This window comes from Streptosporangiales bacterium, from assembly GCA_009379825.1.
Taxonomy (GTDB): domain Bacteria; phylum Actinomycetota; class Actinomycetes; order Streptosporangiales; family WHST01; genus WHST01.
In genome coordinates, this window is sequence record WHTA01000013.1 from 61,137 (window position 1) to 84,413 (window position 23,277).

Annotated in this window: 24 protein-coding genes; 17 read left to right on the forward strand and 7 right to left on the reverse strand. The window is 71.8% G+C overall.

Annotated elements, in window-relative coordinates:
• Positions 1-26 precede the first annotated feature (26 nt).
• The 8 genes from GEV07_09400 to GEV07_09435 are packed head-to-tail and all read left to right on the forward strand — an operon-like array spanning position 27 to position 6,270.
• On the forward strand, positions 27-947 hold the full coding sequence (locus tag GEV07_09400) for a zinc ABC transporter substrate-binding protein (GenBank protein MQA02915.1): 921 nt from the start codon (positions 27-29) through the stop codon (positions 945-947).
• Complete coding sequence (locus GEV07_09405) at positions 940-1,749, forward strand: ATP-binding cassette domain-containing protein (protein MQA02916.1); 810 nt, start codon at positions 940-942, stop codon at positions 1,747-1,749. Before GEV07_09400 ends, GEV07_09405 begins: the two co-directional genes overlap by 8 nt.
• Before the next feature lie 57 nt (positions 1,750-1,806).
• The gene (locus GEV07_09410; GenBank protein MQA02917.1) at positions 1,807-2,676 is read left to right on the forward strand and encodes a metal ABC transporter permease; all 870 of its coding nucleotides are present in this window, start codon (positions 1,807-1,809) and stop codon (positions 2,674-2,676) included.
• Positions 2,676-3,506: a metal ABC transporter permease gene (locus GEV07_09415; GenBank protein ID MQA02918.1), complete on the forward strand. Its 831-nt coding sequence runs from the start codon at positions 2,676-2,678 to the stop codon at positions 3,504-3,506. The genes GEV07_09410 and GEV07_09415 overlap by 1 nt, the downstream gene beginning before the upstream one ends.
• Positions 3,503-3,958 carry a transcriptional repressor gene (locus tag GEV07_09420; GenBank protein MQA02919.1) on the forward strand — a complete coding sequence of 152 codons (456 nt, stop codon included), beginning with the start codon at positions 3,503-3,505 and terminating at the stop codon, positions 3,956-3,958. Before GEV07_09415 ends, GEV07_09420 begins: the two co-directional genes overlap by 4 nt.
• A gap of 60 nt (positions 3,959-4,018) precedes the next feature.
• Positions 4,019-5,008, forward strand: a complete 990-nt coding sequence (locus GEV07_09425; GenBank protein ID MQA02920.1) for a permease — start codon at positions 4,019-4,021, stop codon at positions 5,006-5,008.
• Entirely contained in the window at positions 5,005-5,793 is a 789-nt protein-coding gene (locus GEV07_09430; GenBank protein MQA02921.1) for a TIGR03943 family protein, read from the forward strand. The genes GEV07_09425 and GEV07_09430 overlap by 4 nt, the downstream gene beginning before the upstream one ends.
• A 39-nt stretch (positions 5,794-5,832) precedes the next feature.
• Positions 5,833-6,270, forward strand: coding sequence for a TIGR03618 family F420-dependent PPOX class oxidoreductase (locus GEV07_09435; protein MQA02922.1), 438 nt, complete (start codon positions 5,833-5,835; stop codon positions 6,268-6,270).
• A gap of 7 nt (positions 6,271-6,277) precedes the next feature.
• Here the strand turns inward: GEV07_09435 and GEV07_09440 are convergent, their stop codons facing one another.
• Complete coding sequence (locus tag GEV07_09440) at positions 6,278-6,952, reverse strand: TetR family transcriptional regulator (protein MQA02923.1); 675 nt, start codon at positions 6,950-6,952, stop codon at positions 6,278-6,280.
• 33 nt (positions 6,953-6,985) lie between these two features.
• On the opposite strand from GEV07_09440, the gene GEV07_09445 reads away from it, so the two are divergent.
• On the forward strand, positions 6,986-7,900 hold the full coding sequence (locus tag GEV07_09445) for a hypothetical protein (protein ID MQA02924.1): 915 nt from the start codon (positions 6,986-6,988) through the stop codon (positions 7,898-7,900).
• On the opposite strand, the gene dnaB is transcribed toward GEV07_09445, so the two are convergent.
• Both dnaB and GEV07_09455 read right to left on the reverse strand, forming a co-directional pair.
• Positions 7,867-9,222: a replicative DNA helicase gene (gene dnaB, locus GEV07_09450; protein ID MQA02925.1), complete on the reverse strand. Its 1,356-nt coding sequence runs from the start codon at positions 9,220-9,222 to the stop codon at positions 7,867-7,869. The genes GEV07_09445 and dnaB overlap by 34 nt on opposite strands.
• A gap of 405 nt (positions 9,223-9,627) precedes the next feature.
• A complete protein-coding gene (locus tag GEV07_09455; GenBank protein MQA02926.1) occupies positions 9,628-10,665 on the reverse strand; it encodes an oxidoreductase in 1,038 nt (345 codons plus the stop codon).
• A 98-nt stretch (positions 10,666-10,763) separates the two neighbouring features.
• On the opposite strand from GEV07_09455, the gene GEV07_09460 reads away from it, so the two are divergent.
• From GEV07_09460 to GEV07_09475, 4 genes are all read left to right on the forward strand, one after another.
• Positions 10,764-12,215 carry a histidine ammonia-lyase gene (locus GEV07_09460; protein MQA02927.1) on the forward strand — a complete coding sequence of 484 codons (1,452 nt, stop codon included), beginning with the start codon at positions 10,764-10,766 and terminating at the stop codon, positions 12,213-12,215.
• 32 nt (positions 12,216-12,247) lie between these two features.
• Complete coding sequence (locus GEV07_09465) at positions 12,248-13,243, forward strand: glycerate kinase (GenBank protein MQA02928.1); 996 nt, start codon at positions 12,248-12,250, stop codon at positions 13,241-13,243.
• Positions 13,236-14,111: an RNA polymerase sigma-70 factor gene (locus GEV07_09470; protein MQA02929.1), complete on the forward strand. Its 876-nt coding sequence runs from the start codon at positions 13,236-13,238 to the stop codon at positions 14,109-14,111. Before GEV07_09465 ends, GEV07_09470 begins: the two co-directional genes overlap by 8 nt.
• A 70-nt stretch (positions 14,112-14,181) precedes the next feature.
• A complete protein-coding gene (locus GEV07_09475) occupies positions 14,182-15,354 on the forward strand; it encodes an NAD(P)-binding protein (protein ID MQA02930.1) in 1,173 nt (390 codons plus the stop codon).
• Here the strand turns inward: GEV07_09475 and GEV07_09480 are convergent.
• Both GEV07_09480 and GEV07_09485 read right to left on the reverse strand, forming a co-directional pair.
• The gene (locus GEV07_09480; protein MQA02931.1) at positions 15,310-16,053 is read right to left on the reverse strand and encodes a hypothetical protein; all 744 of its coding nucleotides are present in this window, start codon (positions 16,051-16,053) and stop codon (positions 15,310-15,312) included. The genes GEV07_09475 and GEV07_09480 overlap by 45 nt on opposite strands.
• Positions 16,054-16,114: 61 nt before the next feature.
• Complete coding sequence (locus tag GEV07_09485) at positions 16,115-16,726, reverse strand: HAD-IA family hydrolase (protein MQA02932.1); 612 nt, start codon at positions 16,724-16,726, stop codon at positions 16,115-16,117.
• A gap of 78 nt (positions 16,727-16,804) precedes the next feature.
• On the opposite strand from GEV07_09485, the gene GEV07_09490 reads away from it, so the two are divergent.
• Complete coding sequence (locus GEV07_09490; GenBank protein ID MQA02933.1) at positions 16,805-17,269, forward strand: RDD family protein; 465 nt, start codon at positions 16,805-16,807, stop codon at positions 17,267-17,269.
• On the opposite strand, the gene GEV07_09495 is transcribed toward GEV07_09490, so the two are convergent.
• A complete protein-coding gene (locus tag GEV07_09495; protein MQA02934.1) occupies positions 17,266-17,817 on the reverse strand; it encodes a hypothetical protein in 552 nt (183 codons plus the stop codon). The genes GEV07_09490 and GEV07_09495 overlap by 4 nt on opposite strands.
• A gap of 72 nt (positions 17,818-17,889) precedes the next feature.
• Entirely contained in the window at positions 17,890-18,396 is a 507-nt protein-coding gene (locus tag GEV07_09500; protein MQA02935.1) for a DUF1707 domain-containing protein, read from the reverse strand.
• Between the two features lie 210 nt (positions 18,397-18,606).
• Between GEV07_09500 and GEV07_09505 the strand changes: the two genes are divergently transcribed.
• The 3 genes from GEV07_09505 (at position 18,607) to GEV07_09515 (ending at position 23,237) form a co-directional block, all read left to right on the forward strand.
• A complete protein-coding gene (locus GEV07_09505) occupies positions 18,607-20,196 on the forward strand; it encodes a TrkA family potassium uptake protein (GenBank protein MQA02936.1) in 1,590 nt (529 codons plus the stop codon).
• A 6-nt stretch (positions 20,197-20,202) separates the two neighbouring features.
• Positions 20,203-21,630 carry a glycosyltransferase gene (locus GEV07_09510; GenBank protein MQA02937.1) on the forward strand — a complete coding sequence of 476 codons (1,428 nt, stop codon included), beginning with the start codon at positions 20,203-20,205 and terminating at the stop codon, positions 21,628-21,630.
• A gap of 137 nt (positions 21,631-21,767) precedes the next feature.
• A complete protein-coding gene (locus GEV07_09515; protein MQA02938.1) occupies positions 21,768-23,237 on the forward strand; it encodes a DEAD/DEAH box helicase in 1,470 nt (489 codons plus the stop codon).
• Positions 23,238-23,277 lie beyond the last annotated feature (40 nt).

Here is a 23,277-nt window from a genome sequence, read left to right on the forward strand (position 1 = left end):
TCGCCGTGCTCGCGTCGGCCCTTGTCATGGCGCTGCCAGTGCTGGCGGCCTGCGGACCGGGCACGTCCGCCAGCGAGAAGGACGGCGGCCGGATCCAGGTGGTCGCGACCACCACACAGGTCGCCGACTTCGCCAGGAACGTCGGCGGCAAGCGGGTGCAGGTCACCCAGCTGCTCAAGCCGAACGTGGACCCGCACGACTTCGAGGCCGCCCCGGCGGACATCCAGGCGATCAGCGCGGCCGACCTCATCGTGAAGAACGGCCTCGGGCTGGAGGCCTGGCTGGACGACACCATCGAGGCCGCCGGCTTCGACGGCACCACCGTCGACACCAGCAACGGCGTGGCCGTACGTGAAGCTGCGGAGGAAGAAGAAGAGGAGCACGGCGAGGAGCACGGGCACGGCGAGGACGACCCGCACATCTGGCACAACCCGGCGAACGCGAAGATCATGGCGCGCAACATCGCGAACGGGTTGGCCGAGGTCGACGCCGAGCACGAGAAGGACTACCGGGCCAACCTGAAGAAGTACTCCGCCGAGCTGGACGAGCTGGACGCCGACATCAAGAAGCAGATCGCCAGCATCCCGAAGGAACAGCGCAAGCTCGTCACCAACCACGACGCCTTCGGCTACTACCTCGACCACTACGGGATCAGGTTCGTCGGGTCGATCATCCCGAGCCAGGACAGCTCGGCCGAGCTGTCCGGCAAGCGCCTCGACGATCTGGTCGACAAGATCAAGGCCGAGCAGGTGCCTGCGGTGTTCTCCGAGTCGAGCCTGTCGCCGAAGACCGCGCGCACGATCGGTGACCGGGCCGGCGTCAAGGTCGTCGCAGGTGAGGACTCGCTCTACGGCGACACCCTGGGGCCGCGCAGCTCCGACGGCGGGACGTACATTGCCATGATGGAGCACAACACGGAGACGATCGTCGGAGGATTGGGTGGCTGAGGCGCCGGCATCCTGGCCGTCATCGACCGCCGATGACGGCCACGCCGCTGAGGTGACCCTGCGCCTCGACGACGCCTACTTCGCCTACGACGTCGCGCCGGTGCTCGAACGCGTGCACGGCATCGCACACGCCGGTGACTCGGTCGCACTCATCGGCCCCAACGGCGCCGGCAAGTCCACGTTGTTGAAGGGCATCCTCGGGCTGGTGCCGCTGGTCCGCGGCAGCATCACCGTGTTGGGCACCACACCGGCCAAGGCCCGCAGGCGGATCGGCTACGTGCCGCAGGCGGACACCCTGGACGCCGAGTTCCCCGTCTCCGCCGCGCAGGTCGTACTGATGGGCCGCTACCGCGCCATCGGGTGGCTGCGGCGTCCCGGCAAGGCCGACCGGCAGCTCGCCCTCGACGCGCTCGACCGGGTCGGCCTGCGCGACCGTGCAGGTGACCAGTTCGGCGCGCTCTCCGGCGGGCAGCGCCAGCGGGTGCTGCTCGCGCGTGCCATCGTCAGCGAACCGCGGATGATGCTGCTCGACGAACCCACCGGCGGCCTGGACGCGGTGAGCCAGGAGGCGCTGCTCGAGGCCCTGCGCGAGCTCAAGCAGGCCGGCGTCACCATCGTGGTCTCCACCCACGACCTGTCGCTTGCGCACCTGGCCTGCGACGAGGTGTGCCTGCTGAACAAGCACCAGTTCGCGTACGGCCCGGTGGAGTCCACCCTCACCCCGGACAACCTGCGGGCGACGTACGGCGGCCACGCGCTCGAACTGCCCGGCGAGCACGTGATCATCGCGCAGAACCGGTGACGGCAGACCGTGGAGCTCTGGTACGAATCGCTCGTCGCCCCGTTCCAGCTGCCGTACATGGCACAGGCGCTGGTGGAGGTGCTGCTGCTCGGCGCGCTCGCCGGCACCGTCGGCGTGTTCGTGGTGATCCGGCGGCTGGCGTTCGTCTCCGACGCCCTCACGCACACGGTCTTCCCCGGCGTGGTGATCGGCTACCTGCTCGCCGGTGACACCGGCATCTTCGCCGGCGCCCTGGTCGCCGGCGCCGCCACGGCGGTCGCACTCACGCTGCTGACCCGCGGCCGGCGGCTCAGCGAGGACGCCGCGGTCGCGGTGATCCTGACCAGCATGTTCAGCGTCGGCGTGGCGCTGGTCTCGCACCGCAGCTCGTACACCTCGGACCTCACGGCGTTCCTGTTCGGCCGGCTGCTCACCGTCTCGGTCACAGAGATCGTGCAGACCGCAGTGGTCGCTGCGCTCGTCTTCGGCACGTTGCTGGTCGTGGGCAAGGAGCTGGTGTTCCGTGCGTTCGACCCGCAGGGCGCCCAGGCCCAGGGGTTCCGGGTCGGCCTGCTCGACCTCGTACTGAACGTGCTCATCGCGCTCGTCGTCGTCGCCGCGGTACACGCCGTCGGCACGGTGCTCGTGATCGCGCTGCTGATCGTGCCGGCCGCGGCCGCGCGGTTCGTCACCCACCGGCTGGTGCTGATCGGGGTGATCGCGGCGGCCATCGGCATGGTCGGCGGCTGGCTCGGCCTGGTGGTCAGCTGGAACGCGTCCATCCACGCCGGTGCCCGGCTGGGCTCGGGCGCGACGGTGGTGGTGGTCATCGTGGCGATCTACGCGGCCCTGCTCACCGCGACCGCGGTGATCCGGCGGGTGCGCAGGCGCAAGGCCGGGCAGCAACGGCCGTCGGTGGAGCCACCGCTGGTGGGAGCGCAGCAGTGATGACCGACAGCGTGCTCGCGTACCCACTGGTCGAGGTGTGCCTGGTCGGCCTGCTCTCCGCCTGCATCGGGGTGCACGTCGTACTGCGGCGCCGGGCCTTCTTCACCATGGCCATGACGCACGCCACCTTCCCCGGGGTGGTGCTTGCCTCGATGCTCGGTCTGAACCTGTACCTCGGCGGCGCGCTCTTCGGCCTGCTCGCCGTGGCCGGCATCGCCGCGCTCGACCGGCGGCAGGGCCAGGACTCGGCCACCAGCACCGGAGTCGTTCTCTCCGCCGGCTTCGCCGTCGGTGTCCTCCTCGTCTCACTGCAGCCCGGGTTCACCAAGGACCTCTCCGGCTACCTGGTCGGGTCGGTGCTCACGGTCGGCCGCAGCGACCTGCTGATCACGGCAGTGTTGGCCGCCGTGGTGCTCGCCGTGCTCGCCGCCACCAACCGGGTGCTGCTGTACGCCGCGTTCGACCCGGTCGGTGCGACCGCGGCGGGCTACCGGGTCGGGCTGATGAACGCGCTGTTCCTCGTGCTGGTCGAGCTGACCGTGGTGACGAACGTGCCCGCGGTCGGCACCATCCTGGCCCTCGCGCTCATCGTCGGGCCGGCCGCGACGGCGAAGCTGTGGACGACGAGCACCCGCGGCATGACCGCCCTCGCGGCGGTCCTCGGCGTCGGCTCCGGCCTGGGCGGACTGCTGCTCTCCACCCTGGTGGAGATCCCGGCCGGCGCGGCGATCACGCTGCTCGCCGCCGCCGCACTCGTCCTCTCGCTGCTCGCGACCGCGCTGCGACGCGCGGTGGGGCGCTCGGGACAGCCGGCGGTCGCCGAGAGATAGTGGGAGGCGCACCACCGCTACGTTGGGAGGACGGTGTGTCAACACCAGCGCAGGGCGGCGACACCCGAACCCGCCGCAGGACCCGGCAGGGCACGCTCGTGACCGAGGCCCTCGGCGCGACCGAGGAGTTCCAGAGCGCGCAAGAGGTCTTCGCGACGTTACGCGCCGACGGGCACAACATCGGGCTGACCACCGTCTACCGACACCTCACCGACCTTGCCGAACGCGGCGCGGTCGACGTCCTGCGGTCCGCCGACGGCGAGAACTGGTATCGCAAGTGCGAGGCCGACGCGCACCACCACCATCTGGTGTGCCGAATCTGCGGCAAGACCGTGGAGATCAAGTCCACCACGGTGGAGCGTTGGACGCAGAAGGTCGCCGATGCCGAAGGCTTCAGCGACGTGAGCCACACGGTCGAGATCTTCGGCCACTGCGGGGCATGCAGCCAGTGACCGAGGCCGGAAGAAATTGACAACGGTGTTCAATACGCCATACTGACTCCGGTGTCGACCCTGGTAGAGGCCGAGCGCGAAGAGCAGGCCGCCGCCGTCCGCCGCTGGCCGGCCGTCCTCGCGATCCTCGCGGCCGCTCTCGTCGTCGTCATCCGCCTCACCGGCTGGCGACTCGGCTTCCTCGAGGTTCCGGCAGTGCAGGCCTGGACCACGGTCTTCGTCGCCATCGTCATCCAGGCCATCCCGTTCCTGGTCTTCGGTGTACTGATCAGCGCGCTGATCGCCACCGCGGTACCGCCGAGCTTCTTCGCCCGCGCGCTGCCGAAGTCGCAGCTGGCCGCCGTGCCGATGGCCAGCCTCGCCGGCGGTGTGCTGCCCGGCTGCGAGTGCGCGTCGGTGCCGATCGCGCGACGGCTCATCTCCCGCGGTGTTCCCCCGGCTGCCGCACTCGCCTTCCTGCTGTCCGCGCCGGCCATCAACCCGATCGTCATCGTGGCCACGGCGGTGGCGTTCCCCGGCGAACCACGGATCGTCCTCGGCCGCGTGATCGCGTCGGTCGTCGTATCGGTCACCGTCGGCCTGGTCTGGACGAAGCTCGGCCGGCCGGAGTGGACGTTGGTGCGGCAGCGCAAGGAGCGGACGGGCAGCACGAAGCTGGAGCAGTTCGCCGCCGAGGCACGGCACGACTTCCTGCAGGCCGGCGGCTTCCTGGTCATCGGCGGCATGGCCGCAGCCACGATGAACGTCGTCGTGCCGCAACAGGTGCTCGACACGATCGGCGGGTCGGTGTGGCTCGGCGTGCTCACCCTGGGCGTGCTCGCCGTCATCCTCGCCATCTGCTCGGAGGCGGACGCGTTCATCGCTGCCAGCCTCACCCAGTTCTCGCCGACGGCGCAGCTGACCTTCATGGTGATCGGCCCGATGGTCGACGTGAAGCTCATCGCGATGCAGGTCGGCACGTTCGGCCGCGCGTTCGCGCTACGCTTCGCGCCGCTGGTGTTCGGCACGGGGATCGTCGTCACCGTGCTCGTCGGCATGGTGATGCTATGAACCGCAACGTACAGAACCTGCTCCTGGTCGCGGCGGGCGGCGTGCTCGTCTGGATCGCGGTCGACGGCACGTACCTGCGCTACGTCAAGGCGACGGCGCTGCCGTGGCTGATCGCGTCCGCGGTCGCGCTCGTGCTGATCGGGCTGATCCTGCTGTGGGCGGACAACGAGGCGAAGCTCGCAGCGCGCATCCTCGGTGAGGCAGAGTACAGCCGGCAACGGCCGCACGCGCAACCGTCCTGCGCGGACACCGAGGCGCACGACCACGGCCGGCTCGGCGGCGTCGTGCCCTGGTTGCTCGTCCTGCCCTTGCTCGCCCTGTTCCTCGTGCAGCCGCGCGAGCTCGGCGCCTTCACCGCGGAACGCCGGGCGGCGCAGGTCGAGCAGCCCACCAAGCAGGCCGGTGCCTTCGAACCCATCGCCGGCGCCGACCCGGTCGACGTGCCGCTGCTCGACCTCACCCAGCGAGCGGTCTACGGCGGTGAGAAGACGTTGCGCGGCCGCACGCTCGTGGTGTCCGGGTTCGTCACGCCGCGGAAGGGGTCACAGCCCGGCGACTTCTACATCAACCGGATGTTCCTCAACTGCTGTGCCGCCGACGCAACGCCCGTACGGGTACGGATCACCGGCGCCGGCAAGGACTTCCGGAAGGAGACCTGGGTCAAGGTCACCGGCAGCTACACCGGCAACGAGACGCTGCCGGACACCACGCTCGACCCGATCCCCACCTTGCGGGTGGACACCATCAAACGGATACCGGTGCCCGACGAGCCGTACGCGAACTGACCAGGGAATGTGGCCGTCCGGCCCGCGGTTGCCGCCACTATGACAGCTGATCATCGGCCGGATCTGATGGAGATCCTGGCCAACCACCACGAAGGCGTACTGGCCACCCTGAAGCGCAACGGGCGCCCGCAGTTGTCCGTGGTGAGCTACACGTACGACCCGGCGACACGACTGATCCGGGCCTCCATCACCGACGGCCGGGCGAAGACCGCCAACCTGCGCCGCGACCCGCGCGCCAGCTTCCAGGTCACCAACAAGGCCGGCTTCGGGTACGCGGTCGCGGAGGGCAAGGCGGAGCTGACCCCGCCCGCCAAGGACCCGGCCGACGACACCGTGACCGAGCTGATCGACGTGTACCGGGTGATCGTCGGCGAGCACCCCGACTGGGACGACTACCGCGCCGCCATGGTCGCGGACCGCAGGATCGTCCTGCGGATCCCCGTCGACTACGTCTACGGCATCACCGCGGCGGGCTGACCCCGGCTCACCCGCCCTCGGGCAGGTGGGCGGCGTGGCGCTGGGTGCGCCCTGGGACGCTCCTGGCGTGCTCGACCAGCGCCTCGTAGTCGGTGGCGAAGCCGCACAGCAGCGCCTCCACGGCGCGCTCGATCTCCGTCCCGCTCACCGGGGCGTGGCCGAATAGCGCGCGGTAGTGGATGAACGAGCCGAGCGTGTCGACCGCCAGCGTGGAGTCGAGGTCGCCGCGGAGGTCGCCACGGGCCACCGCGTTCGCCAGCAGCTGCGCGACGGCACGGCGTGGTGGTTCGAACAGTGACGCCATGAAGCTGCGCCGCAGGTCGGCGTCGGTGGCGCATTCGGCGAGCAGCGGACCCAGTACGTCCGGGCGCAGCCGCTCGTACACCCGGACGAAGATCTGCACTCCCTCGTTCAGGTCGCAGATCGTGCACCCGGTATCAGGGACGGGTGTCTCGGCGATGCGCGGCGCGAGCGCATCCAGCACGAGGTGTGCGCGGCTGCGCCAGCGGCGGTAGAGCGCCGGCCGGGTGGTCCCCGCGCGGTGCGCGACCTTCTCCAGGGTGAGCGGTGGGTAACCGTGCTCGTCGAGCAGGACCGCGGCCGCGGCCAGGATCGCCGCGTCCACCCGGGCGTCCCGTGGGCGTCCGACCCGCTTGGCCGCGCCTGCCTGGGAGTCGGTCACGGCATCCCTTTCATCATTACGTTCCGATCTGTAATGTACTTTAACCCAGGTGAGACAGGAGACAACATGACTGGATCAGTCGCGGTCCTGGGAACAGGTGCGATCGGGACGGCGGTCGTGCGCCGGCTGCTCGCCACCGGGACGGACGTGGTGGCCTGGAACCGTACCGCCGCGAGGCTCGCCGACCTGGCCGCCGCCGGTGTCCGGCCGGCCGCCACGCCGGGCGAGGCCGTGGCGGCGGGCGACCTGACGCTCGTCGCGCTCACCGACTACCGCGCGGTGCTCGACGTGCTCGGCCAGCTCGAACCGCCGCTGTCCGGGCGGACCATCGCCGTGCTCTGCACGGGGACACCCGACGACGCGCGTGCGGCCGCCGAGCGCGTCGCCGCGCTGGGCGCCGACTACCTCGACGCCGGCGTACAGACCGCCCCGGAGAACATCGGCACCGACGACGCCGTCATCCTCTACGGCGGTTCGCCGGACGCGTTCGCCCGGCACAGGGACACGCTGTCGCAGCTCAGCCCGCCGCGGTTCGTCGGTGCGACGCCGGAGGCCGCCGCGGTGTGGGACCTCGCGCTGTTCGGCATCTGGTACGACGCGCAGCTGGGGCTGTTGCGCGCTCTCCAGCTGGCCGCGGACGCCGGCATCGACCTCGACGAGTTCACCCAGACGGCAGCCACGCAGCTCGGGCACGTGGTCGCGGCGGCACCGGACACCGCGGCGGAGCTGGCCGCGGCCGACTACCCGCGGGGACCCGCCAGCCTGGACGAGCATCTACCCCTCGTGCGGCAGCTGGTGGAGATGCGCGCCGGGTCCCGACTCGGCGACGGCGGTCTGGCCGAGATCGGCCGAGTCGTCGAGCGGCTGATCGACCGCGGGCACGGGGCGGCCGGACTCACCGCCGTGCTGAGTGATCAGACGGGAGCCATGTCGACGAAGCGGCTGTAGTGGCCCTGGAACGCGACGGTCACCGTCTTCGTGGGGCCGTTGCGGTGCTTCGCCACGATCACGTCCGCCTCGCCGGCGCGCGGCGACTCCTTCTCGTACAGGTCCTCGCGGTGCAGCAGGAACACCATGTCGGCGTCCTGTTCCAGCGAACCGGACTCACGCAGGTCGGACAGCTGCGGCTTCTTGTCGGTGCGTTGCTCGGGGCCACGGTTGAGCTGGCTCAGCGCGATCACCGGGACGTCGATCTCCTTGGCCAGCAGCTTCATCGACCGGGAGATCTCGGAGACCTCCTGCTGCCTGCTGTCCACCCGGCGCGGGCTCTGCATCAGCTGCATGTAGTCGACGATGACCATCCGCAGGTCGTGCTGCTGCTTCAGCCGCCTGGCCTTCGCCCGGATCTCCATCATGGTCATGTTCGGCGAGTCGTCCACGAACAGCGGCGCCTCGCTGACCTCGCTCATCCGCCTGGCCAGCCGGGTCCAGTCGTCGTCGGAGAGGCTGCCGGACCGCATCGAGTGCAGCGCCACCTTCGCCTCCGCGGACAGCAACCGCATGGTGATCTCGCTACGGCTCATCTCCAGGCTGAAGATCACCGTGGCCAGGCTGTTCTTAACCGCCGCGGCCCTGGCCAGGTCGAGCGCCAACGTCGACTTACCCATCGCAGGACGGGCGGCGATAATGACCATCTGGCCCGGGTGCAGCCCGTTGGTGAGCTGGTCGAGCTCGGAGAACCCGGTCGGCACCCCGAAGATGGCGCCGCCCCGGCTGCCGATCGCCTCGATCTCGTCGAGCGTCGGCGGGAGCAGGTCGCCGAGCCGGTGGTAGTCGTCACCGGTACGCCGTTCGGTGACGGCGTAGACCTCCGCCTGGGCCCGGTCGACGATGTCGTCGACCTCGGCGTCGGCGGAGTACCCCATCTGGGTGATCCGGCTGCCGACCTCGACCAGCCGGCGCAGGATCGCGCGCTCGTGCACGATGCGCGCGTAGTACCCGGCGTTCGCGGCGACCGGCACCAGGGCCATCAGCGTGTGCAGGTACTCCGCGCCACCGACCCGGGCGATCTCGCCGCGCTTGGTCAGCTCCGCGGCCGTGGTCACCGCGTCGGCCGGCTCACCCCTGCCGTACAGGTCGATGACGATGTCGAAGAGCACCTGGTGTGCCGGCCGGTAGAAGTCGCCCGGGCCGAGCACCTCCACCACGTCGGCGATCGCGTCCTTGCTCAGCAACATGCCGCCGACGACGCACTGTTCGGCGTAGAGGTCGTGCGGTGGCGTGCGGCCGAAGTCGGAATTGCCGACCGGCTGGAGCTCCGCGACGCTCACGTTCCCCCCTCCACGATCAACGCGACCCCTTCAACGGCGTGCCCGGCAACACCAGTTCTAGCGCACACCTACGACAGTCCTCGGCAGCGACGGGCGGGCTGCCGAGGACGGCGAAAATGGCTGCCGGTCCACACCCGGAGTGGCGAGCCTAGGGGGCGGAGCGACCGGACCGAAAGGTCGTTGTCCACAGGTGCTGTGTGGCCCACTGTGGATAAGGCGCCTTATCCTTGTGCACGGCCTGGGGATACCTTGTCGACGACCGTGGACGCACACCGTACAACGGTGTAACTTCGCAGGTCAGAGGTCGGTCGACCGATCCACGGGGTGTGGACGACAAGAAGCCGGAAAGTAAATATTCACAGCTTGATCACGCTTCCGGCTGTGTCTCCCCACCGGGTCCTCCACCTACCCTGTGGACAACTCAGGCGCTCCGGTGCCGTCGGCCAGCTGCCCGAGCAGCTCGCGTTCCCTCGCCCGCGTCAGGCCCGCCTTGCGGTCCCTGGCCAAGCCGAGCTCCCGCTCCCACCCGAGCGCGTCGGCGACCAGGTCGGCAACCGGCCGGCGGCGCAGCCCGGCAGCGACCGCCGCGGCGTCCGACCGAGCCGGGTGCCCTGCGTACTCCGGTCCTGGCAGCCACAGCGGCAGCGACTCAGGGCCCATCCAGAAGTCGATCCCCTGCGCGAGCAACCACTCCGGGTCGGCGGTGACCAACGGGCCGGTGTGACCGGCGGCGGCGCGGGCGGCCGCGAGCACATCCCCGAGCGGCACCTGCTCGCCGACCGCGTTGTACGTGCCGCCGACGCGGCACTCGGCGCAGTCGACCAGCCACTCGGCCAGGTCGTCCACGTGTACCGTCTGCGTCGGCTGGTCCAGGGCGGCCGGGGCGAGCACGGCACCGTCGGCGTCCGCCGGGTGCTCGGCCGCCCAGGCGAAGCGCGCCGGCCAGTAGCCGAACCGGTCGCTGCCGTCCCCGCGGCCGCCGATCAGGCCGGCCCGCGCGACCAGTACGCGGTCGCCGAGAGCTTCCCCGACGGCCTGCTCGCACGCCGACTTGGCCGGGCCGTACTCCGACCAGCCGGCCTCGTCGGCGGCCAGCGGCGGGTGCACAGGCGCCGACTCGTCCGCACCCGGCACGTCGTCGGACGCGGACACCGAGCACGACGACATGTGCGTCCAGTGCGCGGCCCGGTCCGCGAGCGCGAGTACCGCCGACCGCACCATGCCCGGCTGCCAGGAGACGTCGAGCACCTCGTCCCAGTCGGTGTCGCGGACGTCGTCGTACGCGGAGTCGACCCGGCGGTCCGCGGCGACCCAGCGCACGCCGGGCGGCGGGTTGCCGCTCTCGCCGCGTGCCAGGCACGTCACCTCGTGTCCGCGGGTGGCGGCGATGCGGGCCAGCACGCCGCCCAACCAGGCCGTGCCACCGAGAATCAGTACCTTCATGCGTCGAGCGAACCAGCAACGCCCGCCGGTGTCAGCGGGTTTCGCGGACGGCGGACGTCCGCACCGCAGCCGTGTGCGACGGTAGGCGCGTGCAGCCGATACTCCTCGACGGCCGGTCGCTGCGATGCGCCGACGTGGAACACATCGCCTGGCAGCAGGCGACCGTCGACGTCGACCCACAGGCACGGCAACGCGTCGCCGATGCCAGGGCGGCGGTGCTCGACGTGGCCGACCGCCGGCCGGTCTACGGGCTCTCCACCGGCGTCGGCGCGAACCGCGCGGTCGCGGTCGACGACGACGAGATGGGCGGCCACGGCATGCGGCTGCTGCGCAGCCACGCGGCCTGCACCGGGCCGACCGAGGACGACACCGTCGTCCGCGCGACGCTGGCCATCCGGCTGAACCAGGTGCTCGCCGGCGGCTCCGGCATCCGCCCGCAGGTGGTCGACGCGCTGTCGGCTGCCCTGACCGCGGACGCCCTCCCCTCGCTGCACAGGTACGGGTCGCTGGGCACCGGCGACCTCTCCCCGCTCGCGGAGCTCGGCCTCACGCTGGCCGGCGAGCTGCCGTCGCGTACCGGCGGCGTACCGCCGATCCGGTTCGCGGCCGGTGAGGCGTTGGCGTTCATGAGCAGCAGCGCCGTCACGCTGGCCACCGCGACGCTCGCGAGCGGGGCGGCGGCGCGGATGATCGAGGCCAGCCAGGTAGTCGCCGCACTGTCGTTCCTCGCCCTGGAAGGCAGCGACGAGGCGTACGCGGCCGCGGTGCACGGCGCCAGGCCGCACCCCGGCGCGGTGCGGGTGGCCGGTCAGCTGCGCCGGTTGCTCGGCGCCACCCGACCGGCAAGCAGGATCCAGGACCCGTTCGCGCTCCGCGCGATCCCACAGGTGAACGGCGCCGCGGTGGAAGCGCTCGACCGGGTGCGCGACGTCATCGACGTGGAGATCAACGCGGCGGTGGAGAACCCGCTTGTGGTTCCGGGCACCGGCGACGTACCGGCCGACGTTTACCACCACGGGCAGTTCCACGCGACCGAGACTGCCTCCGCGCTGGACGCGGCACGGCCCGCCCTCGCGTCCGCATGCGCGCTGTCGACCGGACGCCTCAGCGCACTGCTCGAGCCCGACCTCACCGGGTTGAGCGTCTTCCTCGCCACCGGCCCTGCGGGCAGCTCGGGACTGCTCGTGCTGGAGTACGTCGCCCACGACGTGCTCGCTGAGATCCAGCACGCGGCGGCGCCGGTCACCACCCGCACTGCGGTCATCTCCCGCGGGCTGGAGGACCACGCCAGCTTCGCCACCCAGGGCGCCAGGCTCACCGCGCAGCTGGCCGAGCAGATGCCCATCGTGCTCGGGTGCGAGCTGGTCGCTGCCGTCCGGGCGCTGCGCGCCGCGCCGGAGCGGCTGACCGACGCACCGGCACGGGAGGCGTTCGAGGCCGCGGACACCGCGCTGCCCGCCGACGGCAGCGACCGGCCGCACCAGGAGGACATCGCGGCCGCCGTCACGCTGCTGCCCCACCTGCCGGACCTGGTCGCCGGGCATTCCTGACCCGGCACGCCCGCGTAGGAGACGATAGGGCCATGCACCTGATCGCCGCGCCGGACAAGTTCCGGGGTACCGCGTCCGCACCCGAGGTCGCCGCGGCCATTGCCGACGCTGCCGCCGTCGCCGGGTGGAGCTGCCGGCAGCTGCCGCTGGCCGACGGGGGTGAGGGCACCGTCGACGCGTTCGACGGCCCGAACCGGTGGACCGAGGTGACCGGGCCGCTTGGCGGGCCGGTCGAGGCCGCCTGGCGGCTGGACGGTGCGGTCGCCGTGGTGGAGATGGCCAGCGCGTCCGGCCTGGCGCTGGCCGGCGGCAAGAGCCGCAACGACCCGGTCACGGCGAGCACCGTAGGCACCGGCCAGCTGATCGCCGCCGCCATCGACGCGGGCGCGCAGCGGGTCATCGTCGGCATCGGCGGGTCCGCGACCACCGACGGCGGGCTGGGTGCCGTGGACGTGCTCGAGCCGTACGCGCCGCTGGACGCCAGCCGCGGCGCGCAGGTGCTCGTCGCCTGTGACGTGACCACGCCGTTCGTGGACGCCGCCGCCATCTTCGGCCCGCAGAAGGGCGCGGACGAGCACCAGATCGGGCAGCTGCGGCAGCGGCTGGTCGACCTGGCCGGCACGTACGCGGACCGGTTCGGAGTGCACGTGGCCGACCTGCCAGGCTCCGGCGGTGCCGGCGGCCTAGGCGGCGGGCTCGCCGCACTCGGCGCCACCCTGGCGCCGGGCTTCGACCTGATCGCGGACGAACGCGGGCTCCCCGCCGCGGTGGCCGGCGCCGACCTGGTCATCACCGGTGAGGGCCTGCTCGACCCGCAGTCGCTGGCCGGCAAGGTGGTCGGCGGTGTGGCGAAGATCGCCGGTGACGAGCGCACCGCCGCCGTGGTCGGCGCCGTGGCCGACGGAATGACCGTGCCGTTCCCCGTCATCAGCCTGCTCGCCACGTACGGGGAGCAGCGCGCGTTCCGCAACACCCTCAGCTGTGTCCGCGAGGCGACGGCGGGACTGCTGGAGCGCCACCGTGGCTGACCTGCACGCGGCGACCGAGGTCTTCACCGCGCACCGCGGCCTGCTCTTCGGTCTCGCGTACCGCATCCTCGGTCGCGTCGCGGACGCCGAGGACGTCGTGCAGGAGGCATGGCTGCGCTGGCAGCGCACCGAGCACGACACGATCGCCGACGCCCGCGGCTTCCTGGTGCGGGTGGTCAACCGGCTGGCCATCGACAGGTACCGGCAGGCGAAGGCACGCAGGGAGTGCTACGTCGGCGAGTGGTTGCCAGAGCCGCTGCTGACCGAGTCAGCAGCCGACACCGTGGAAACCACCGAGACGGTCTCGCTGGCCATCCTGGTGGTGCTGGAGAACCTCTCCCCGCAGGAGCGGGTGGTGTTCGTGCTGCACGAGGCGTTCGACTACCCGTACGCGGAGATCGCCGAGATCGTCGACCGCAGCGAGCCCGCCGTACGCCAGCTGGCGAGCAGGGCGCGGGCGCACGTCCAGGATCAGCGACCGCGCTTCGACGCCGACGCGACGGCGCAGCGGCACGTCACCGAGCAGTTCGTGGCGGCCGCGGGCAACGGCGACGTGGCCGGCCTGCTCGCCCTGCTCGCCCCGGACGTGGAGCTGCACTCCGACGGCGGCGGCAAGGCGAAGGCGCCGCTACGTACCATCGTCGGCGCCGACAAGGTCGCGCGCTTCCTGGTGGCGATCGCGCAGGAACCGCCGTACACCGACCCGGTCATGCGGATGGCCACCGTCAACGGCGGCCAGGCGCTCGTGGTGACCGACGACGGCAGGCCCGTCACGGTGTTCACCGTCGACCTGCGCGACGGGCAGATCCAGCAGGTGCGGATACTCGCCAACCCGGACAAGCTCAGCGGGGTGAGCCGGGTCACGTAGCGGCCGTGTCACAGACCCGCTGCCCCGCCCGTCGATACCGCGAAGTCGACGAGACACGGGAGCAGCGATGGTGGATGTCACGGTCGTAGGCGGTGGGTTGGCTGGCCTGGTGGCCGCGATCACCGCCGCGGAGGCCGGCGCGCAGGTCCGGCTGTACGAGGCACACAGCCAGCTCGGTGGCCGGGCACGTACGACGGACGGCGCGTACCTGGCCAACGACGGCACCAGGGTCTTCTACTCCGACGGACCGCACTGGGCCTGGCTGAACCAGCGCGGCCTCGCGGAACCCGCGGCGGCGCTGGGTGCCAGGGAGCTCACCCGCGGGGTGTTCAGGCACGACGGCCGGATGCGCCGGACGCCGCCGGCCGGGTTGCTCCGCGCGGCGCGCCACCGGCGGCTGCGGGCACCGGTGGACAGGGACTTCCACAGCTGGAGCGTCGAGCACCTCGGCCTCGCCGCGACCCGCGCCGTCGAGGGCTTCGCGGGCATCCTGACCTACGACGCGAACCCGGGCCGGCTGTCCGCCGAGTTCGTCTGGACGCGTTTCCTGCGGGTGGCGCGGCCGGCGCCGCGCTACGTCATCGGCGGCTGGCAGGCGGTGGTCGACCGGCTCGCGGCGCATGCCGAGCAGCTGGGCGTACACCTGGAGACCGGCAGCAGGATCACCACGGTGCCGGTGACGCCTCTCGTGGTCGCCACCCAGCTGGCCTCGGCCCGCCAGCTGCTCGGCGACGAAACGCTGGTCGGCACGAGCGGGAACAGCGCGCTGCTGGACGTCGGGCTGGTCGCCGACCAGCGCGACCCGTTCCTCGCCTGGGACCTGGACGAAGGCGGCTTCGTCGAGCGGTACTCGTCGCCGGACCCGTCGCTCGCGCCGGCCGGTCACTCGCTCGTGCAGGCGCAGCTGCCGCTGCGTGCGGGCGAGACCCGTGCGCAGGCACGGGAGCGGTTGGAGCAGCTCTTCGACCAGACGTTCACCGGCTGGCGGGAGCGGGTCGCCTGGCGCCGCGGCGCCGTCGCAACCGGACGCACCGGTGCCCTGGACCTCCCCGGCCGCACCTGGCGCGACCGGCCGGCGATCGACCGCGGCCACGGGATCTACCTGGCCGGTGACGAGGTGGCAGCGCCCGGTCTGCTCAGCGAGGTCGCGTTCAACAGCGCGCTCGAGGCCGGCCGCCGCGCTGCGGCCGGCCGGCGGTCAGCACGGCCCGCCGACGATGCCGAGGCCGCGGAGCACGTGTAGACCGGCGATCGCCACGCAGAGCAGCCCGGCCCCGACCTCGAGGTGAAGCTCACGGCCTGGCCGGCGGCACCGTACGACCGCGACCAGACCGGCGACCGCGGCCACCGGCGCGAGCAACAGCGGACCGGCATCCACGTAGGTGCAGGACGTCAGCACCCCGTTGGTGGTGCTGGTCGCGGAGTAGCTCAGCGAGAGCACAAACCCCCCGACGGCGCCGATCACTGCCGTCAGGAGCGCCTTGCTGAACGGCACCCGCTCCCGGAACCGCCGCCACCCACCGGCCGGCGGCGGCCCCGGCGGCAGCGGCGGGACACCATGCGGCGCCAACTGGCCCGGCGGCTGCCCATGCGGCTGCGGGCCGACCTGCGACGGCAACTGGCCCGCCGCCGAGCCGTGCGACGGCGAGAAGCCGTGCTCGTGCGGCGCCAGCTGGCCATGCGGCGGCAGACCCGGCGACGGTGCCTGCGGCTGCCCCTGCGGCGGTGGCGGGTTGCCGTCTCCGTGCGACGGCAGGTGGCCGTGCGGCGGCGGCAGGGTGGCGCGCTCGTGCGGCGGCAGCTGGCCGTGCGGCGGCGAGCCAGGCGCCGGCGCCTGGTCGTGCAGCGGCTGCCCGTGCGGCGGTGCCGGGGTGCCGTACCCCTGCGGCGGCAGGTGGCCGTGGGGCGGGGGCTGGTCGCCCGTGGGTGGCTGAGCGGACATCGCGTCCTCCAGGGTTCTTGACTCGCACGCTGCGATGCCCTGGGGGCGCGATCGGTTCGGGTCAGGTGAGTAGGCCGTACTCCACCAGCGTTGCCCGGCCGGCTGCGGCGTCCGTCCACACCTGTGTCTGCAGGCCAGCCTCGTGCGCGCCGACGACGTTCGTCGGCTTGTCGTCGAAGAACAGCAGCTCGGCGGGGTGGGCCTGCACTCGGTCGATCAGCTCGGCCCAGATCGCGGCGTCCGGCTTCGCGCTGCGCAGGTCCGCAGAGATCAGCAGCTGGTCGACCTGGCGCACCCAGTCTTGCTGCCGCAGCGCGCGGCCGAACGACGCCGGCGCGTTCGAGAGCACGGCGATCGGCACGCCCGTACGGTGCAGCTCACCGACCAGGGCGAGCGACTCCTCGACCGGCTGCAGCCAACCCCGCACGTCCACGTCGGTGAGCTTGTCCACCAGGTCCGGCCCGATCTCGCGGCCGAGCTGGCCGGCGACGGCACCCCAGTACTCGGCGTCGGTGCAGCCGCGGTCGTACGCCTCGCGCTGCGACCAGTACGCGTCGGCGAAGTCGTCCGCAGCCACCCCGAGCAACGTGGCGAGGGTCGGCAGCTCGGCCGTACGCCGACTGATCACCTCGCCGTAGTCGAAAACCACCCACCGCACCGCGCTGTCAGCCATGCAGCAAACGTAACCTTCAGCGAACCAACCCCGCGACCGTCGTATCCGACGAGGAAGGATTGGGCAGCGAGAGGAGCCATGGTGAGTGCAGGCACACAGGCGTACGGACCGCGCTACGCGAACTGGGGCTGGCGGGTGTTGTCCTCGCTCATCGACACGCTCGTCTTCTACCTGCCACTCCTGCTGGTGTTCGTGGGCGTGAACGCGCTGGGCATGGTCGACGCCGAAGGCGACCCGGACGGCCCGGTGGCGAACCTCGTCGTCGGCGTCGCCGCCGCGCTCGCCCTCGGCTTCGCGGTGGTCAACAGGATCGTGCTCGACGGCCGCGGCCAGTCCGTCGGCCGGCGGTTGACCGGCACCCGGCTGGTCTCGCTGCGCAACGGAACCCCGATCGGCGCGGGCCGCGCGGCCCTGCGGAACCTCTGTCACGTGCTCGACTCGATCCCGCTGGACATCGGGTACCTGATGCCGCTGTTCACCAAGGAACGCCAGACGCTGGCCGACATGGTGATGCGCACCGTCGTAGTACGGGTCAGGTCCTAGGCGGCCACCTCGGTCGTCCGCTCGGCCAGGTCGGCCAACGTCCACAGCTGCTTACGCATCATCAGCAGGTCGCCCCACGCCAACAGCGCCATCCGCGTCCTGCCGGGCAGGTCCAGCTCACCATGTAGGCGCAGCACGCCGACCAGGCGGCTGCCCACGGCGGTCGGCCGTACGACGTAGCTGACCGCAAGGTCCCCGAACACGGCGGTCGGCCGGCCGGGACGGATCCGCACGGTGAGCTCCTCGCCGGGGGTGAACGAGGCGAGCGTGAAGATGGTCATCACCTGCTGGCCCACGGCGAGGTCGCCGGCACCGGGGACGAGCGAACGGGGGCTGCGCCGGCCGAAGTTGTCGAGCCAGTCGTAGCTGTACGGCGCGAACCGCAGCTGACACAACCAGCGGTACACGACCTCGGGCGCCGCGGCGACGCTGGTCGCCCGCACCATCCGGTAGGCGGCGTCGGGGAGCAGGTCGTCGCACCCGTACCTGCGGGTCAGCTCGGCGGTCGTCGCGCCCCAGACGTACGGCAGCTCGGCGGGAAACTCCATCCCCACACCGTAGGGCCAGGTGCGGCCCCGCACCCCCTCGCGGGAGGGCAGGGCCGCACACCCGACCCCTGGCTAGCCGTTGCCGGCCGGCTTACGCTGGTCGCCGCCGAAGTAGCCCTTCTTGCCGAGCACGAAGAACACCGTGGCGATGGCCAGCAGCGGGATCACGAAGAACGGGAAGAACCCCTTCGAGATGGCGCAGGCCGCGCCCAGCACCGCGAGCACGAGGAACGGCACCGGCAACCAGCGCCAGGCCTTGCCGATCCCGCCCCGCCGCGGTGGGCCGCCCTGCGGTCCCCACGCTGCCCACGGCGGCGGACCGTGCTGGGCCCACGGCGGGCCGTGCCACTGTGCCTGCTGTTCGCCGGCCGCAGACTCGTCCGAGTCGCGCGGCAGGTCGGTGAAGACGGCGTCGAGCTCCTCCTGGGTGCGCGCCGCCGACGCCTGCTCGATGCGTTCGCTGTGCTCGTCCTCGCTCAACCGGCCGGCGGCGAAATGCTCACCCAGATCCCGGATGGCCGCCTCGCGCTCGGCGTCGCCGATGCGTAGCCGCCGTCGTCGGTCCGCGTTGTCGGTCATGGCAACTCCCTCGATGTCTGTCCCTCACCACCTCGATCGTCCGCCGAGACCGGGCCACCGTCGTCGTCCCTGGGGCGGCACCTGGTGTACGTCAGCTGACGCAGTTCGCACCGGTGCCGCGCCTCCCCGAGATGTACGGCGGGCAGTGACGCAACGTAACCGGCGGCGGGACAACCAGCGAGCGGCGACGGTCCTCACTAAGATCAACAAGTGCCCCTCCCCCTCCGTAGACCGCCGCGTCCCGGGCATCTGATCGTCTACGGCGAGACGCCTCTGGCGTTCCGGCTGGTCGAGGAACTCACCAGCCGGTTCGACGAGAACGTCACGGTCATCCTGCCGCCGATGAAACGCGCCGACAGGCGCCGGATCAGCGCGCTGAAGGACGCCAACGTCGTCGAGGCGGCCGTCTGCGACGAGGACGCCCTGCGGGCCGCGAACATCGAGTCCGCCCGCGCCATCGCCATCGTGAACCAGGACGACGTCGGCAACATCCACGTGGGCCTGCGGGCCCGCGAGCTCAACCCGGACGTACGGCTGGTCATCCACTTCTTCAACACCAGCCTGGGCAGCAAGGTCAGCCGGCTGTTCGGCGACTGCGTCTCGCTGTCGGACTCCGGCGTCGCCGCACCGTCGTTCGTGGCGGGAGCGATGGACGACGCGATGAGCGTCAACCACGTCCGGCTGCCCGGCCGGACGCTGTACGCCACGCGCCGGCGCAGGGCGCGCAAGCACAGCGTGATCTGTGGCCTGGCGAACAATCTCAGCGCCGAACGGCCGGACCTGCTGCCGGACAACCAGGAGGACGCCGACCTGGTACTCGCCGTCGCCGACGGCAGCCCGGCCTGGTTCACCACGCTGCGCCGGCAGCTGCGTACGGCACCCCAGCAGCTGCGCACCATGGTCAACGGCCGGCTGCGGTTCGCGCTGCTGCTGATGGTTGTGCTGCTGGTGCTCGGCACCGTGCTGTTCGCGCTGGACGGCAACTACACGGTCTGGGACGCCATCTACCTGACCCTGCTGGACGCCGCGGGCGCCACCGACCCGGACCGCGAGCTCAGCAAGGTGACGAAGGCGACCCAGATCCTCGTCACCGTCGTCGGCATCTCCATCATCCCGCTGCTCACCGCGGCGGTCGTCGACTCCGTGGTGGGCTCGCGGGTGAACCCGTACGGCACCAGGCGGCCGTTGCCGTACCACGGGCACGTCGTGGTGGTCGGCCTCGGCAACGTGGGTACCCGGGTGATCCGCCGGCTGCACGACCTCGGGGTCCCCGTCGTCTGCGTGGAGGGCAGCGAGAACGCGCTCGGCGTCCCCGTGGCGCGGAGCAAGAAACTGCGCATCCCCGTCATCATCGGCGACTCCACCAGCGAGGAAACGCTGCGCGCCGCGGGGGTCAACCGCTGCCGCGCGCTGCTGGCCGTGACCAGCGACGACATCACGAACCTGGAGACCGGACTGCAGGCGCGCGAACTACGCGAGGACCTGCGGCTGGTGCTGCGCATCGGCGACGACGACCTCGCGGACCGGCTGCAGAACGAGTTCGACGTGGACATCTCTCGCAGCGTCTCCTACCTCGCCGCACCGGCGTTCGCCGCCGCGATGCTCGAGCGCGAGGTGCTCGGCACGCTGCCGGTCGGTCGCCGGGTGCTGCTCATCGCCGAGGTGCCCGTACGGCCCGGGTCACCGCTGTACGGACACCGGATCGCGGACGTGCACGAGCCGGGGAAGGTCCGGTCATCGGGCTGCGCCGGCACGGCGAGCAGGTACTCGACTGGGCGCCGTCCGCTGACCACGCGCTGAGCACCGATGACAAGCTCACGGTGGTCGCGACCAGGACCGGTCTCGGCCGGGTGCTGGCGAGCAGCATCACCGCGGAGTAGCACGTCGAACGCACTTTCTGCCCGCTTTTATCCATCGGTTATCTGCCCGCCCTTACAGTCAGTCGGTTTACCGGCTACAGTCCGTGGAGTGATGGCACCTCCCGGGCCAATCCGGGTCGCCCATTTCACGGATACATGGGTGCCCCGCCGTGACGGGGTGGTCACAGCGGTGCAGACGCTGACCACCGCGATGGACGAGATCGGGCACGAGAGCCTCGTCGTCGTCCCCCGCCACCACGACCAGGACGCCACCGACACCCTGCTCAGGCTGCCTTCGCTGCCGTGCGGGATCGCCCAGTTCCGGATCGGCACATGGCCGCGCGGCCGGCACGTGGAGCGGGTGGCGCGCTGGCAGCCGAACGTGATCCACGTGCACACACCGGGCCCCATCGGGCTGCTCGGCATCTTCGCCGCCCGGGCCCTGACGCTGCCGCTGGTACTCACGTACCACACCGACCTCTGTGCGTACGCGGACGCGTACCGGCTGCCGCCGCACATCCTCGCCGGGCTGCTGCGGTGCTACGCCCGCCGGCTTGGCATGCCGTCACCGCGCAAGGACCACAGCTGGTCGCCGAAAGTGTACCGCCGCACGGTGGTCGAGGCCGCCACGAAGCTGCTCTACGGCACCGCGGACACGGTGATCGTGCCGACCGACGCCGTGCTGCGCCGGGCGGGGACGTCGCTGACGTTCCCGCGGCTGCGCATCGTGCCGACCGGGGTGACGCTGCCGGCCACCGGCCCGGACGCGCGCGCCAACTTCCGTGCCCGCTACCGGATCGGGCCGGACGAGCCGACCGTGCTGTACGTCGGCCGGCTGAACCGGGAGAAGGGCATCGACCTGCTCACCCCGGCGTTCGGCGAGATCCTCGCGCAGCTACCCACCGCACGGCTGGTGCTCGTCGGCTCCACCCACGACGACCGCTGGGTCGACCGGCTGATCGCGAGGTCCGGGATCGCCGAGCGCACCGTACGCACCGGCCAGCTGCCGCCGAGCGCCGTCGCGGAGGCGTACGCCGCCGCCGACGTGTTCGCGTTCCCTTCCCGCACCGACACCCAGGGGCTCGTGGTGCAGGAGGCGGCGCTCGCCGGGCTGCCGGTCGTGCTCGCCGACGAGGCGCTCCACCGCAGTGGCCCGCTCGCCGGCGCGACCCTGTTCGGCGGCCACCAACCGGCGGAGTACGCCGCCGCGTTGACCCAGCCACTCACCGACCACCGGCTGGCCTGGCTGGCCGGGGAGGCCGGCCGGGCGCGAGCCCGCAGGAACACCCCGCAGGCGTACGCAAAACGGCTGGCCGGGGTCTACGGCGAGAGCCTCATCCGCAGGCGGCACGCCGAGCGAATGCTCATCGCCTGACCGGTCCGCCGACGGTACCGGTAGACTGGGTGCAGCAACGGTCAGTTTGAACCGTTCCTCCCGTGGGCGAGCCGCCCATATGGTCGTTTCTTCTCGCTTGCGTTTCCGGCAGCAGACTCTTGGTGTGCCGAGTGCGGATGGCCGAGCCTGACACGGCCCACGTACCCGATGGAGTTCCCTGCAGCATGCCCGAAAGTCGTCCTCGCCGTCGTAACTCTGCCCCGCGCCGCCGTAACCGGCCGCAGCAACGCCGGCACGAACACCAGCCAACCAAACCCGACCACAAGTCCGTCCTGGAACGCGCGCTCGACGCCACCGTCGACGCACCGGGCGAAGGCCTACCCGACACGTTCGCGGCCGCCGGCCTGCCCGACCGGCTGGTCGAGGCGCTCACCCGCGCCGGCCTGACCGTCCCGTTCCCCATCCAGGCCCGCACGCTGCGCGACGGCCTCGCCGGCCGGGACGTGCTCGGCCGGGCCCAGACCGGCTCCGGCAAGACGCTCGCGTTCGGGCTGCCGATGCTGGCCACGCTGGCCGGCATATCCCGGCCGGCCGCACGCCGGCCGCACGGTCTGGTCCTGGTACCCACGCGTGAGCTCGCGCAGCAGGTCACCAGCGTGCTCGAACCGTTCGGCCGGGCGGTGGGCGTACAACTGGCCGCCGTCTACGGCGGCGCCCCGATGGGCAAGCAGATCACCGCGCTACGCCGTGGCGTCGGCCTGGTGGTCGCGACGCCCGGCCGGCTGCTCGACCTCGTCGGTCGCGGGGTGTGCCAGCTCGACCGGGCCAGCGTCACCGTCCTCGACGAGGCCGACTACATGGCCGACCTCGGGTTCCTGCCGGCCGTCACGGAGCTGCTCGAGCAGACCGCGCCCGACGCCCAGCGGATGCTGTTCTCCGCGACGCTCGACCGCGGCGTCGACGGCCTGGTGAACAAGTTCCTGACCGACCCCGCACTCCATGCGGTCGCGGACGCGGCGGCACCGGTGGAGTCGGTGACCCACCGGGTGTTCATGGTGACCTCGGAGGACAAGCTGCCGGTCGCCGCGGAGGTAGCGGGCCGCCCTGGCCGGTCGCTGTTCTTCGTCCGTACCAAGCGGGGCGCGGACCGGCTCGCCACCAGGTTCGGTCAGTTCGGCATCGCGGCGTCGGCCATCCACGGCGACCGCTCCCAGCCGCAGCGCGCCCGCGCGCTCGCCGGCTTCACCGCGGGCTCGCCCCGGGTGTTGGTCGCGACCGACGTGGCCGCACGCGGCATCCACGTCGACGACGTGGACCTGGTCGTGCACTACGACCCGCCCGCCGACCACAAGGACTACCTGCACCGCTCCGGGCGCACCGCGCGCGCCGGCGCAGAAGGCACCGTGCTCTCGCTCGTGCAGCCGGCGGAGCGCCGGTTCGTCACCCAGCTCCACAGCGACGCCCAGGTCGACGCCGACGTAGTCAACGTCCGCCCCGGCGACGACACAGTCGACGAGCTAGCCACCTCAGGCGTACCGGTAATAGTCAAGCAACCGCCGGCGGCGGAGCGCCCCACCCGCCGCAACAACAGCCGCCGCCCCCGCCGCCCAACCAAGCCGAGACGCGGCAACCGCACCGACGCCTAACGTTTCACGTGCAACCGGCCGGGCAGCAACCTGCCCGGCC

Bases quoted from the DNA above. Each gene is read 5' to 3' on its own strand.
- GEV07_09515 (MQA02938.1), top strand. From the start codon at position 21,768: ATGGCCGAGCCTGACACGGCCCACGTACCCGATGGAGTTCCCTGCAGC.
- GEV07_09455 (MQA02926.1), bottom strand. From the start codon at position 10,665: ATGAAGGTACTGATTCTCGGTGGCACGGCCTGGTTGGGCGGCGTGCTG.
- GEV07_09480 (MQA02931.1), bottom strand. From the start codon at position 16,053: ATGTCCGCTCAGCCACCCACGGGCGACCAGCCCCCGCCCCACGGCCAC.
- GEV07_09430 (MQA02921.1), top strand. From the start codon at position 5,005: ATGAACCGCAACGTACAGAACCTGCTCCTGGTCGCGGCGGGCGGCGTG.
- GEV07_09415 (MQA02918.1), top strand. From the start codon at position 2,676: ATGACCGACAGCGTGCTCGCGTACCCACTGGTCGAGGTGTGCCTGGTC.
- GEV07_09435 (MQA02922.1), top strand. From the start codon at position 5,833: ATGACAGCTGATCATCGGCCGGATCTGATGGAGATCCTGGCCAACCAC.
- GEV07_09400 (MQA02915.1), top strand. From the start codon at position 27: ATGGCGCTGCCAGTGCTGGCGGCCTGCGGACCGGGCACGTCCGCCAGC.
- GEV07_09485 (MQA02932.1), bottom strand. From the start codon at position 16,726: ATGGCTGACAGCGCGGTGCGGTGGGTGGTTTTCGACTACGGCGAGGTG.
- GEV07_09500 (MQA02935.1), bottom strand. From the start codon at position 18,396: ATGACCGACAACGCGGACCGACGACGGCGGCTACGCATCGGCGACGCC.
- GEV07_09410 (MQA02917.1), top strand. From the start codon at position 1,807: ATGGCACAGGCGCTGGTGGAGGTGCTGCTGCTCGGCGCGCTCGCCGGC.
- GEV07_09495 (MQA02934.1), bottom strand. From the start codon at position 17,817: ATGGAGTTTCCCGCCGAGCTGCCGTACGTCTGGGGCGCGACGACCGCC.
- GEV07_09490 (MQA02933.1), top strand. From the start codon at position 16,805: ATGGTGAGTGCAGGCACACAGGCGTACGGACCGCGCTACGCGAACTGG.
- GEV07_09445 (MQA02924.1), top strand. From the start codon at position 6,986: ATGTACTTTAACCCAGGTGAGACAGGAGACAACATGACTGGATCAGTC.
- GEV07_09510 (MQA02937.1), top strand. From the start codon at position 20,203: ATGACAAGCTCACGGTGGTCGCGACCAGGACCGGTCTCGGCCGGGTGC.
- GEV07_09465 (MQA02928.1), top strand. From the start codon at position 12,248: ATGCACCTGATCGCCGCGCCGGACAAGTTCCGGGGTACCGCGTCCGCA.